The following is a 13,462-nucleotide window of genomic DNA, read 5'->3' on the forward strand; positions in this document are numbered from 1 at the left end:
CGAGTATGTAGCAAAGCAAGATTGTGGGAGTTGTTATTTTCACAACTCCCATCACCTCGCTACAGCAGACTATTTGTCAACTTTTGCTTCTAGTTCTTTTTCGATTTCTACCCGACGTTTCACTTCTTTAGTCAATGTATCTTCAAAGGCTTTGTAATCGATTTGACTATCATAAGCAGTCATATAATCTTCCCAGTTTTGTTCGTAAGCTGCTGGTCCGCCCATGATGACTTTTGGTAACCATTGCATTTTCACTTCTTGCATGTTTTGACTAGCAATCCCAGCTGGATCAGAAGAAGTCCATTTGTTCCGTTCTGTATAGATTGGGAACCATGGTTGAATTGGATCTTGCAAGCGTACCATTTGAGTCCAGTTGTCTACTTTATAAGCATCCAACACTTCTTTATCGATATCAGACAATGTTTTGCGGAATTCAGAGATTTGTTCAGAAGGCAAAATTGTATTTTTTCCATCTGGCAAGTAACCACGGTAACCAGGCATATAACCAAACGCTACACTATTCTTTTGAACATAATCGGTATCTTTCCAATTTGCCCATTGTTCGTCAGTGCGGTAGAACATGCCGTCGTCGTCAACTTCATAGTCAACGCCTTTTTCGCCCCAGTTGCGTAGGATCATCCCTTTTTCAGAAACCATGTCATCCCACATTTGCAATACGCCATCAACATCTTTACAGCTAGTGGTAATCCCAATCCCACCTTGAGTAGACAAGACGCCACCTTCTCGGTATTGTGGTTGAACATTTTCATCCAAAGTCAAATCAAGAGGTGCCCAAGTTAATTCATCTTTCCCTTGAGAAACCAATGAATCTCTTGCAGATTGGAAGTTCCAACCTTGGTCGATCATCCCCAACACTCGACCAGAAGATAATTTTGCAATATACTGGTCATATTTAGCAGTAAAGGTTTCAGGGTCAATCGTTCCTTTTTCAAATTGTTCAGACAAAATCTTGTAGTATTCTTTGGCTTCTGGAATTTTGTCATATACTTTTGCTTTCATTGTGTCTGGATCGACAATAGCTGCGCCATCATTTGGATATCCCGCTAAGAATTGCGGTGGGTTTTCCAAACAGAAGTAACGCCAGTCATCAGATAAGATTTCAAAACCGATATTTTTTTGACCATCAGTATCAGGATTTTCAGCTAAATACTTATTGATCAAATCAAAATACTGTTCGACAGTATTAATTTCTGGATAGTTCGCCCATTTGAGGACACGTTTTTGAATCCAGAAAGCTTCGCCACCATAACTAGTTGCCGTATCCACGGTACCATCTTTTTGAGCAAATTGTGGAATCGTATAAATATGGCCATCATTATCAGCTTTAATTTTTTCCCATTGAATATCACTTAATGTGGCTTTCAAATTCGGATAGTCATCTAGCTTATCCTCTAAGGGAACATAAGCTCCAGCATCAATCATCGCTGAACGACCATCGGAAGCATCCACGATATCTGGATACTCGCCACCAGATACCATAACCCCAATCCGTTCTTTTGCAGTTTGACCCGTCAGCCAGCTAACTTTCACTCGCCAACCAAATTCTTCTGCAAAAACATTGTTTAAACGAGAATCATCGGGAACTTCAGAACCAGGTACCGCCATAAAGGCTGTATATTTTTTATTGCCCTCACTATCTGTGGCTTGCGTGCCACCATCTTTGTCTCCTTTACCATTTCCACTACCGCACCCAGCCAATAAAGCTAGTGCCATTGCTGTCACTGCAACTTTTCCAAACTTTTTCATGTGTTTCCCCTCCGTTGGTATGTTTAAATAACAAACATTGATGCATAAAAAAACCTTGCGACACAACTTCCTTCTAAACCCTGATTCAAATAAATTAATAGCGCTTACTTCTCTTCCTTGATTCAACTTTACTCTGAAACGCTTGCAAAAACAAGACAATTTCAGTACACTAATAGACGTAATCAGTTGACTATGATTTCTTAAATGGGAGGGTTAAAAATGACTGAATTGGAATCCTATCACTTCGGGGAAAAAATTTCCCACGTGGAATATCATCCGGAGAATCTCAGCTATCCTGAGCATCTTCATCGGAGTTTCGAATTATGGTTTGGTGAAACTGGCGAATTTCTATTGACAATCGATTCTGAAATTCACACCTTAAAAGCTGGCGATATCGCCCTAATTCTCCCCTATCAAACCCATCAAGTAGAAGCTGAAATGGAAAACTCTGGTCATATTTGGATTTTTTCTCCCGAGTATCTAGAAGACTATCTTCCATTAATTAAAGGGAAATCCTTCTTAAATCCTGTCATTCCGGTGGGACGCACTAAATCTAATCAGCTCTACGATTCATTATTTGAGAGCAACTCATTTTTTAGACACAAAGCCGCTTTATATGAAATCTTATATCTATATGAGCAACATACCAAGCTAGTCAAAACACGAGGCAAAGAGAATATTTTAGAATTAATTCTATTGTGGGTCTCTTCTCATTTTCAAAATGAAGTTACTTTGAGTCAGCTGAGTGAAGATATCGGCTATAGTAAAGATTACGTATCCAAGGTCATTACCCAAAAACTTGAGTCCACCTTTCCAAAACTAATCAACCAGTACCGCATCAATCAAGCTTGCTATTTACTAGCAAACTCCGATTATTCTATAACAGAAGTCGCTAGCTTATCTGGTTTTCAAAACACGCGAACCTTCAATCGTAATTTTTTGCAGAAAATTGGTCACTCCCCAAAAGATTATCGGAAAAATGCCCGTAGCGGACGAAAGGAGCCGACATTGATTCGCTTTGACAATCTCTACTACCAACAATTGTTGTAGTAAATTGAATGCACCTCAGCAAAAAACCATGAAGCACTAGTCCAACTAGTCTCCATGGTTTTTTACTATTTATTCAGTTGAACCCACTGCCCACTACGATCCGACTCATAAATCCCACAAACCATCTTCAAAGAATCCAACGCATCCGCAACGGCGAGGTACTCTGCGTGAGGATCTGGCAAGCCGACTAACTGATTGACAAAGGCTCGTACAAAGCGCAGGTGTCCTGCTCCCCAGTAAGCTTTAGCTACTTCGCTTACCATGCCTTCTTCAAGAGGTGCCGCTACGTCATTGACTACCAGTTTGTCAGCGGTCAACACCACTCTGGCTTCTTCAAAATCAAAGGTGACGGATGGGGCGGGATCTGAAGAGTAGTTGTTGGAGGCATGAATGACCACCGGCACGTCATCTGGAAGCACTGCTGTCGCCATCGCCGCGTCTTCTACTTCGATGGTTTCCTCCAAAAGCGTGGTCATTATCTTGCCTTTGATTTTCTCTGGTAACTCAATCATCCAAGTCACCACATCTAAGGTATGGATGGCTTGATTGATCAAGGTACCCCCACCTTCTTTTTTCCAAGTACCTTTCCATGATGCCGCCTCATAATACCCTTTATCCCGATGCCAGGTTAGCTCGCATTTGATTCCTTTTAACTGCCCGAAAGCTTGTTGGGAAATCATCGTTTTCAGTTGGGCATAGGAAGGGTTGAAGCGATTTTGATAACACACGGCATAATGCAAGTCTGGCTGTTCCTCCCATTTGGCTAAAACCTGTTCAGCTTCTTGGACCGTTATGGCCATCGGTTTTTCACATAGGACATGTTTCCCGGCTTCAAAAGCTTGCAGGGTCATTTGGCCATGGAGATAATGCGGCGTAGCGATGATTACTGCGTCAATCTCACCATTTTTTAGCATGTCTAGGTAATTCCCATAAAAACTACAGCCATGTTTTTCCCCAAAGCGTCGCCCTTTTACTTCATCTATGTCGCAACAAGCCGTCAACTGGGCTTCTTGAATTTTCTGAAGGGCTTCTGCATGGGTACCGGAGATATTGCCACAGCCCACAATTCCGAATCGTATCATCTTTTCACACTCTTTTTAGTAAGTATTTTCAGTATCCAAGACTTTTTCTTTCACATCTTTGTATTTTGAGCCCGCAATTTTCTTGTTTAACTCTTCCAAGAACAACTCCTCGTCAATCGGCAACTCAACCCATTGGCCTAACCAAGAAGAGAGGTGAATGGCGTTAGAAATGGACAAGCCATAAATCCCATCTGTCGCTGGTGCCACCAGTTTTTCGCCAAAGAGAATATTGTTGACAAAGTTTTGCGTCACTCGCAAATGGCCGGTGCTGCCGTCAAATTCAACAGGAATCTTGATTTCCCAAACTTCCGGTTCGCCAAAGCCGCCGGTGTAAGTATCGTTCCATTCTTTTTCATCGGTAACGGTCCGCCAGAATTTCAACTGTTCATCTTCAATCACGATTTTTCCTTGAGAACCCACGATTTCAAAACGATTGGTCCCAGGCGTTTCCGTAGTGGTTGTCACAAAGACCCCAGTGGCCCCATTTGCGTATTCACAATAGGCCGTTACTTCTGTTTCCACTTCCACATCCCGACGTTTGCCATAATAGGCAAAGGAGAAAATCCGTTCCGGCATGCCACAAATCCATTGCCACAAGTCCAATTGATGGGGATCTTGGTTTAAGAGGACACCGCCACCTTCCCCTTTCCAAGTGGCCCGCCAGCCGCCAGAATTGTAATAGCTTTGGGACCGATACCAGTTGGTGATGATCCAGTTGGTCCGACGCAATTCACCGATTTGACCGGATTCTACGAGTTCTTTGGCCTTTTGATAAGTCGGGTTCATCCGTTGGTTATACACCAAAGACAAGGACAGTTCTGGATGTTTTTCTGATTCTTCAATCATTTCCCGAACTTTTTTCGTATACACCCCAGCCGGTTTTTCTACTAAGACATGTTTGCCTGCTTGCAAACCTTTAATGGCAATCACAGGATGATCATAGTGGGGCGTAGAGATAATGATTGCGTCCACTTCTGGATCTGCCAACAAGTTATCCACATCATCATATAATTTGAATTGATCCCCGTATTGTTCCTGGATACGGTCCAATTTTTCTGGATTGTTATCACACAATGCCACCAATTCAGCGTTTTTTAATTCACCACCTAAGACATTGCGCATATGAAAGGAGCCGATATTACCGACGCCGACGATACCGATTTTTACTGTTTCCATATTAGTTCCACTCCTGACCCATGTTTTCCACAAGGATTTTTTTCAATGCATTACTAGCGACAGTGAACAGTTTTTCACCATCGGATTTTGTTTCTTCAATGGAGACGCCCTCTTTTTCCAACGCCGCAAAGCCATCAAAAATTGACAAATGGGGTTCCAAGGAAGCAAAGCCTGTAAAGCCGTTTGCCACAAGTGCCCGCAAGACAGCTTCCACTTGCCCATCGCCAAGTCCAGCCGGTGTGACTTTATGATCTGCGAAATGGGCATCTTTAATGTGCATATAGCCAATTTCATCTTTTAATAATTCATAGGCATGGGGATAGACTTCCACATCACATTGGACAAAGTTGGCCGGATCAAAGGCCGCTTTGACTTGTGGATTGTTCAGTTCGGTCAAAAGTTTGGCACAACGTTCTGGAATATCTCCGTAAATGTCTTTTTCATTTTCATGAAGCAAGGTAATTTGAGGATAATCTTTGGCTACCTCTAAAAATTGGTTCCATCGCTTCACCACTTCTTCGTGAAAGTCGTCGGCAGGTTTGCCTTCTGGAATGAAGAAACTAAACATCCGGACATAGGGACTTTCAAAAGCTACTGCTACATCGAGAACATGTTTGAATAACGCTAAATGCTCTTCAAAAGGATCCTCAATACTGATTTTACCGATGGGAGAGCCGATGGAAGAAATCTTGATCCCGTTTTCATGGAGTGTTTCTTTGTAAGTAAGTACTTGATCCAGCGTCAATTCACTGACATTGACGCCATTGATGCCTCGGACTTCGATATGGGCAATGCCGTTTTCTTTCAGTCCTTTGATTTGTGTATCTAAGTCACTTGCGATTTCATCTGCGAAACCGGTGATGGTGAAGTTGTTCATTAAATGAACCTTCTTTCTTGTTTTGTTACGGCTATTATACGTACATTTATAAATAATAAAAACGCTATAATGTGACCCATTTCATGCTAGATGTGATATCATCAGAGAAACTTGCGAAAAAGGAGTGACCCCCGACGAAACCAGTAGCAACGATTCAAGATCATCTTCATTCAAAAGATTTCGATTTTTATTATAAAGATTCCTGTTTCGAAACCCCCATCACATTTTTACCAGAGTACCACTACCATGATTTTCATGAGATCTATTGTCTATTAGATGGGGAAGTGGATTACTACGTGGAAGATTGTGTCTATCATATGCAACCAGGAAATATCCTGTTAATTCATCATCATGATATCCATCACATGATGCTAACCTTACCTTCTGCCCGTTATGAGCGCGTTTTCTGTTATTTTGACGAATCTTATTTACACCATTATTCTTCCGCTAAAACAGATTTGACGTTATGCTTTTCCCGTATCAATAACCGCCAAAGTCATTTTTTGCCTACAAGTTTAACCGAAGTTCGACCTTTTATTCAAGATTTACAAAAACATAGTGCCTCTGAAGAATATGGTAGTGACTTGCGCTATACCCAATGTTTTAACGAGTTTCTGCTTTTTCTCAATCAACGCTTTTTAGCTTTGCAAAAAGAAAATACTCCCTTGACGAATAGTAAAGAAAATCATGTTGTTCGCCACGCCATTCACTATATCCAAGACCATTTATCAGAGCCCGTCAAAGTCGAGACCCTAGCCAAAGCCCAGTTTATTAGCCGCGAACACCTTACTAGGGAATTTAAGCGTCATACCGGCTTTAGTCCCCATGCCTACATCCAAAAACGGAAACTGCTCTATGCCAAAGAGCGTTTATTAGAAGGGGCCACAATTACGATTGCCTGCAACGATGCTGGTTTTACTAATTATTCTCATTTTATTAAAGCCTTTAAAAAGGAATTTGAGCTGACTCCTCGTCAATTTCAACAACAAAACCTTTAACAATCTGATTTTGATTGATCCTTTGCAACCCGTGATTCAAAAAAACAGCCCGTGAGTATTTAGTCTCACAGGCTGTTTTTACGCTTTATTTTACCTTTACTTTTACTTGCACCAAAGATAACTCAGGATTGACATCCATTGCTTCCGTCATTCCCAAAATTGGCTGTCCATCTACATCAAAATGTACCCGCCGGATACCTGAAGAACGGGGAGCATCGATACCTGGACGTGCATGATAAGTGTTCCAGATATTGCCTTCTTCATCTTCTACATAAGCATTGTGTCCAGGTCCAAATTCTCCTGGAACATTCAGAGAAGTCAACAATGGGTAATTTGATTTTTCCCAGACCGCTGGATTGAGCAAGTCACTGCCAACTTTGGCTTTTAGATACCCCACACAATAGCTACTGTCGACAGCTGCGCCGGAAATGGTTAAATAGATGTCTTCTCCTCGATACAAGGCATAGGGACCTTCATCGACAAAGGTATGATTATTGTCCCATCCATAATCTGGTTTTGCTAAGACTACTGGTTCTGTCAATAATTGCCACGGTTGATCAGGATTGAGCTCCGCAAAATAAATCCACGCACCTAAATCCACTGGAAAAAACTGACGTTGCGACCAAGCGGCATAGATTCGGCCACTATCTTTAATCACCGTCATATCCAAAGTGATGCCTCCTGTAATCAAAGGCGATCCATCTGCTTTTACGACTTTTTGCGGTCGCTGCCAATCTGCTAGCACCAAGGGATTGCCGCCTTCTTTCAAAGCCATTACGTGGGATTGTTCCTCTTCAAAAGGACCTGGTGTTGCACCGTGGAAAATATACAAACGATCATTAATAATATGAAATTCTGGTGCCCACAAGAGATTGGCAATTTCAGGGTACATCTCGCTATCCAAAATCTTCATCTCTTGGGCAGTAACTAACTCAGCAATCGTCTTGGCTTTACGGATATAGAGACTACGGTTATCATCATAATCATTCGTGGCAATAAAGTAGTATTCCCCTTGCCATTTGCCGATACAAGGATCCGCGCGATAAGTCGAAATCGGGAAAGAAAAATGTTCCTGGTGCACTTGACCCTTTGCTACAAAAGCTTTTTCAGTAGCACTTGCTGGTAAATCAAACCAATCAATTCCGGCTTGGCGACTCGAGCCATCACTATAGCGCAAGGTTGCTTTCATCGTGGTAAGTTCTTCCATGTTTTCAACAACGACTTCATCCGGTAAGTCCACAGTGATATGATGGGGTGTTATCAATTTTTTTTGTAAATAGTCTCCTTGTTCCTCACTAATGGTCAAACTATTCCTCGGAATTGCCCCTTCAATATCCGTTGCTACTTCCAAAAGTGGTTGCCACTGAATGGCAACCTTTTTAGTCTCATCCACATGATCTAAGCTTGGGGTCGTCACTTGATAAGCCTGATCACAGCTATCTAACCACCGGATTTGATACCCTTCATCCGTATAAGCCAATTGAACATCCATCAGAGGCATTTCACTTAGGTGGAGCAAAGGTAGTTCTTGATACTGAATAAAGTTTTCCGTTTCAAAAACTAAAATGCTACCCACACTGGTTTCATCCAACGTTCCATCGGCATTTACCCGAATCCCGATGATGTAAAATTTCTCTTTTCCCTGACAAATCCAAGTTTTTTTAAGGGCTTTTGCTACTAAAAACCCATCTGGTAAAGAATGTGCTTTGGCAAACAAGACCCCAAAGTTTTGATTTAATGGCTGAAACACTCCTGATTCATCTGCCAATGCTAAATGCATCGCCAATCCCAGCCGAGTATCATAAAGCTCTGTTTCTTTAGCTTCTCGTTGATAATTCAATAATTGATAACTCATAGTAGCCTCCTAAATATAATAATTGCGAGTAGTTTGATTAGTGGTCCACACACCAATTTTCAAACCCATCAAATCCAAATAAACAAATTTTCTTATCTACCAGCCAAGACTCGTTGATAATCATAGCCTCGATCAGATGTTTGCTTTCTTGGCCGCGCCTCGAAATAATGAACTCCATGAGGCTGTACAGTAAATGAATAGCTGTTAGACGTGACCGTGGTAGTCACTTTTGGCTGAGCAATTTGCTGCAAAAGCGCTCTTTGTTCAGCACTCAAATTGGCTGGCTCTCCCAAATCATGCCAACTTTGCAATGGGTTGGTTGTTTGTTGATCCACCACTTCTGAAGTGATACACCATTTTTCAACCTCTTCTGGGAAATCTAGTTGGAAAGACATCGCTTCAGCTGTTAAATTCCAAAAAACGCCAGCAAAGCGCTCCTTGCCATCTGAAGTTACTATGCCGTGTTCCCCTTTATAAAGACAGTTCTTTTGTAGTTTTTTATAAAAAGCAAAGGTCCAAAAAGTTGGTTTAGGAATATTGCCATTGGCGACTAGCCCAAAACCTCCATGAAACGGTGTGAAGGGAACCCCCATTTCTTCAAAGATATCCCCAAACGTCCAATAAGAATACGAGGCACTGGTTTCTCCTAATCTTGAAAGCAACTGAGCGATATAGGCTGCGTTCAAATTCGTATCATGCAAAGGGCTATCCGGCCGATAAGACGTATTGAACTCCGTAATATGCATCGGCAAGCCACGATATTCTGGATAGTCATCGATAATACTACGGGAAATATCCAACTCAGTCAGGGATTCCTGTGCTTCTCGCAAAGTCACATAGCTATAATGTCCGGCGGTCTCTGGATCAGAAATGGTGTAAAAATGGCGGGTCACCGTATCAATCGCCAATTGTTCCTCGTGACAAAAGGCCATAAACTGTTGTAGCCAATTGATATCATCTACCCCACAAATCGCTGGTCCCCCAACTTTGAATTGGTCATCGACAGCTTTCACCGCCAAAAAAGTTTCTTTGAATAACTTAAAGTATTCGGTCATATCAGCATCTTGCCAAAAACCTGGCAAATTCGGCTCATTCCAAACTTCCACCGGCCAAGTCACTACCTCAGCCCGACCATAGCGTGTGATTAAGTGTTGTAAGGTCGCTTGGACTAATTGGCACCAACCTTCGTATGAGCGAGGCGGGGTCACGTTTCCCTGCCAATAAAAGACCGTCTGATCCCCAGAAGCTAGTTTTTGTGGCATGAAGCCCAACTCTAAATAGGGTTTTATACCCACTTCTTGATAAAAATCCATCACCATGTCCAAGTAGGTAAAATTATATTCCGCGACTTTTTGTCCCGTTTCGTCTTCGTATTCTTGGTAGATTGCCATGTCATCGCTAAATAAGCCATGACCGCGAATATACTTGAACCCAATTTTTTCTTGTACGAGACGTAATTGTTCTTGGTATTGCCGCTGTAGAGCCAAGCCCATCCGGCCAGTACCAATACAATCATCCGCAAAATTGTGAAATGAGCTAACTGTCATATTTTTTGTCAATTGAATAGTTTCCATTTTTTCTTCTCCTCGTAATAGTTAGTTAAAAAAACAACCATTTTGGCTAGTGGTTTTAACTATAATTGGCTAACATTTGTTACAAAACTTTATGAATCCCCCTTTTTTCAGTTGTAATCAGTTAATTTGCACAGTATACTAACTCTAAGACGTACTTTAAAAAGGGGATTGTCCATGATTATTAATAAACTTGACATTCGTGAGCAAAATGAAGCAACTGTACTAAAAGCGATTATTGAAAATAAAAATATTTCCCGAGCCAACATCTCCACTTTAACCAATCTAAATAAGGCCTCGGTTTCGCAAATTATCAAAAACCTAATTGAAAACGATATCGTAGAAGAAGTTGGTATCGGTAACGCTAGTTCGATGGGGGGGCGAAAACCGATTCAGCTGCACTTTAATGGACGCTGCGGATTGGCGCTTGCTTTTGATGTGGGCTATAACTATGTGGCAGGGATGTTGGCTTATCTCGATGGGGAAGTGATTCGCCTCGAAGAAAGAAAAAATACCCCAATCAATAGCGAAAATATCTTGCCCACTGTTCAAAGCATTATCACCAATTTTTTAAGTCAGGCCCCAGTGACGCCCCATGGTCTAGTGGGGATTTCATTGGCCATCCACGGGATTGTCAACGATAACCGCATCACCTTTACTCCTTACTACGATTTGTCTGGCTTGGATATCAAAGAACCCCTAGAGCAACTTTTCAGTGTGCCGGTCTTTGTAGAAAACGAAGCCAACCTTAATGCTGTCGGGGAATACTGCTTTATGACAACTGGCGACTACCAAAAAATTATCAGTCTGAGTATTCATAGCGGAATTGGCGCTGGCACAGTAGCCAATGGTTCTTTACAATCTGGCTCCCATGGCTTCTCTGGAGAATTAGGACACAGCACGCTTTTCCCTAATGGCAAATTCTGTCCTTGTGGTAATAAGGGCTGTCTCGAACAATATGCCTCCAACAGAGTGTTATTTGATACTTTTGCCAAATTAAAAGACTTGGATTTTGTTAATTCTGATATTTTTGCAGCCGCCTATAATGCCGGTGATGTGGATGCCATCCGTCTAGCCCTAGAAAATGTTGACTATTTAAGTATCGGCCTAAACAATATCATCGTGGCAGAAGATCCTGAGTTATTGATCGTCAATAGCTCTGTCTATCGTAAAATTCCCGATCTTCTTCCCCGGATACGTCGAAAAATGGTCTCTCGTTTTACGCAAAGTATCACCATTCAGACGAGCCTGTTAGGGGATCATGCCCCGCTATACGGTGGCATTGCCCAGGCTACTTCCCACTTTTTAAAAATCCAAAACTTAAGACTAGGAATGCTTAAAAAGTAGGCTTCTTCCAATTGCTCATGGCGAAACCCATGAGCAATTTTTACGATGTTAAGTGGCTATAAGTCTTTTTGTCCCAAGCTTACTAGCTACCATTCATCATGAAACTTCCGCTATCCAGGGCAAACGAATACGGTTCCATCGTTTTTTTAAAGAAAGCCATCGAGTAATCAGCCGACTTGCTGATTATCCGATGTCTTATTTACCTTTCAAGGCAATGAGGCATTTTTTTACTCTTCTGTCAGTAAACGATGACAGATTGGTGCAGTTTGGGGATAAACATCTTGATAAATCTCATAAATTTTCGCATATTTCGCTACTTGTTGTGGATCAGGCATGATGTGTTTGTCATAGTGCACAAAAACCTCGGCACAACTTTCAGCATCTGGGAATAATCCCGCTCCGATAGCTGCTAACATGGCAGCTCCCATGCCTGGACCTTGTTCGGTAGTCAACGTTAAGATTTCAGCATCGAAAATATCTGCTTGCATTTGCAGCCAATCAGGGTTTTTCGCCCCACCACCAACGGAGACAATCTGTTTAAAATGGCGCCCCGTCGTATCTGCCATGATTTGTTGAGAATCCTTTAAAGAAAAAGTGATGCCCTCCAAAACTGCACGGCCAAAATGGCGCAATCGATGATGAGTGTCAATGCCAATAAAACTGCCACGAATCTTGGCATCACTATAAGGTGTCCGTTCCCCTACGATATAAGGAGTGAACAACAGCCCATCTGAGCCAGCTGCCACAGTCCCCACATCCGCTAATAAGGTCGCAAAATCTTCTTCTGGCGCAAAGGTATCCCGAAACCAGCTCAATGAATTTCCGGCGGCCAAAGTCACGCCCATCCCATACAATTTGTCTTTGACGCTATGATTAAAGAGATGGAGTTTTCCTTGATAATCCACTGTTTCATCTGCTTCATAAGACAAGAAGACGCCGCTTGTTCCGATAGAGGCCATCGCTAAGCCTTCTTTAATAATCCCAGCTCCCAATGCAGCACAGGCATTATCTGCCCCACCAGCAAAAATCGCTACTTCTTGGGTAAAACCAAATTTCAATTGCAATTCTGGTACTATCTTGCCGACTAATCCAGCTGATTCATGTAGTGTTGGTAAGACCGCTTCATCGATATCAAACTGTTTCAAAATAGCCGCTGACCAAACTTTTTCTTCTACATCCAATAACAATGTACCGGCTGCATCAGAGTAGTCCATCGAATATCGGCCTGTCAGCCAAAACGCCAAATAATCCTTTGGCAACATCACATGAGCCACTTTTTCCCAGTTGGCTGGTTCATTTTTTTGAACCCAACGAATTTTAGGCAAGGTAAATCCTTCGAGAGCCACGTTTTTCGTAATGGCTAACAATTGGTCCCCAAAAGTTGCCATGATTTCTTGACATTCTTTGGTTGTTCGTACGTCATTCCACAAAATTGCTGGACGAATAACTTGGTTGGCATCGTCTAATAACACCAAACTATGCATTTGACCGGAAAAACTAATCCCCACCAACGCATCCTTCATATCTGGACGCAAATCCAACAGTTTTGTCATCACAATTTCCGCTGCTTTTTGCCAATGATTCGGATTTTGTTCACTGTAACCAGCTTGTGGTGTATCTAAAGGATAAGCACTATCTGCTGATGCTAGCAGGTTCCCGCCCTCATCAAAAAGGAGTCCTTTTAACGCGCTCGTTCCGAGATCTAAGCCTAAAATTTGTTTCATAGCGATTATTCCCTT

At 42.1% G+C, this 13,462-nt stretch carries 10 protein-coding genes; 3 read left to right on the top strand and 7 right to left on the bottom strand.

From position 1 onward, the window contains the following. Positions 1 to 69: 69 nt before the first annotated feature. Positions 70 to 1,767 (bottom strand): sugar ABC transporter substrate-binding protein, encoded by a 1,698-nt coding sequence (locus IGJ05_RS07165; protein WP_231473213.1) that lies wholly within the window; start codon positions 1,765 to 1,767, stop codon positions 70 to 72. Positions 1,768 to 1,986: 219 nt separating this feature from the next. Here IGJ05_RS07165 and IGJ05_RS07170 point away from each other — a divergent pair, with 219 nt between their 5' ends. Continuing rightward, the gene (locus IGJ05_RS07170; RefSeq protein ID WP_010747587.1) at positions 1,987 to 2,817 is read left to right on the top strand and encodes a helix-turn-helix domain-containing protein; all 831 of its coding nucleotides are present in this window, start codon (positions 1,987 to 1,989) and stop codon (positions 2,815 to 2,817) included. Between the two features lie 65 nt (positions 2,818 to 2,882). On the opposite strand, the gene IGJ05_RS07175 is transcribed toward IGJ05_RS07170, so the two are convergent. From IGJ05_RS07175 to IGJ05_RS07185, 3 genes are read right to left on the bottom strand one after another with little or no spacing between them, the layout of a single operon-like run. Then, entirely contained in the window at positions 2,883 to 3,899 is a 1,017-nt protein-coding gene (locus IGJ05_RS07175) for a Gfo/Idh/MocA family protein (RefSeq protein WP_010747586.1), read from the bottom strand. A 15-nt stretch (positions 3,900 to 3,914) separates the two neighbouring features. Continuing rightward, positions 3,915 to 5,075 (bottom strand): Gfo/Idh/MocA family protein, encoded by a 1,161-nt coding sequence (locus IGJ05_RS07180; protein WP_010747585.1) that lies wholly within the window; start codon positions 5,073 to 5,075, stop codon positions 3,915 to 3,917. Position 5,076: 1 nt separating this feature from the next. Then, a complete protein-coding gene (locus IGJ05_RS07185; RefSeq protein WP_010747584.1) occupies positions 5,077 to 5,952 on the bottom strand; it encodes a sugar phosphate isomerase/epimerase family protein in 876 nt (291 codons plus the stop codon). A gap of 218 nt (positions 5,953 to 6,170) precedes the next feature. Between IGJ05_RS07185 and IGJ05_RS07190 the strand changes: the two genes are divergently transcribed. Beyond that, a complete protein-coding gene (locus IGJ05_RS07190) occupies positions 6,171 to 6,950 on the top strand; it encodes a helix-turn-helix domain-containing protein (RefSeq protein ID WP_428209343.1) in 780 nt (259 codons plus the stop codon). Positions 6,951 to 7,035: 85 nt separating this feature from the next. On the opposite strand, the gene IGJ05_RS07195 is transcribed toward IGJ05_RS07190, so the two are convergent. Both IGJ05_RS07195 and IGJ05_RS07200 read right to left on the bottom strand, forming a co-directional pair. Further along, entirely contained in the window at positions 7,036 to 8,805 is a 1,770-nt protein-coding gene (locus IGJ05_RS07195) for a family 43 glycosylhydrolase (RefSeq protein WP_010747582.1), read from the bottom strand. Between the two features lie 92 nt (positions 8,806 to 8,897). After that, complete coding sequence (locus tag IGJ05_RS07200) at positions 8,898 to 10,379, bottom strand: GH39 family glycosyl hydrolase (protein WP_081117181.1); 1,482 nt, start codon at positions 10,377 to 10,379, stop codon at positions 8,898 to 8,900. Between the two features lie 174 nt (positions 10,380 to 10,553). On the opposite strand from IGJ05_RS07200, the gene IGJ05_RS07205 reads away from it, so the two are divergent. After that, complete coding sequence (locus tag IGJ05_RS07205; RefSeq protein ID WP_010747580.1) at positions 10,554 to 11,723, top strand: ROK family protein; 1,170 nt, start codon at positions 10,554 to 10,556, stop codon at positions 11,721 to 11,723. Between the two features lie 227 nt (positions 11,724 to 11,950). On the opposite strand, the gene xylB is transcribed toward IGJ05_RS07205, so the two are convergent. Then, entirely contained in the window at positions 11,951 to 13,447 is a 1,497-nt protein-coding gene (xylB, locus tag IGJ05_RS07210; RefSeq protein ID WP_010747579.1) for a xylulokinase, read from the bottom strand. Between the last annotated feature and the right edge of the window lie 15 nt (positions 13,448 to 13,462).

The organism is Enterococcus sp. AZ167 (assembly GCF_051714025.1).
GTDB lineage: Bacteria > Bacillota > Bacilli > Lactobacillales > Enterococcaceae > Enterococcus_D > Enterococcus_D casseliflavus.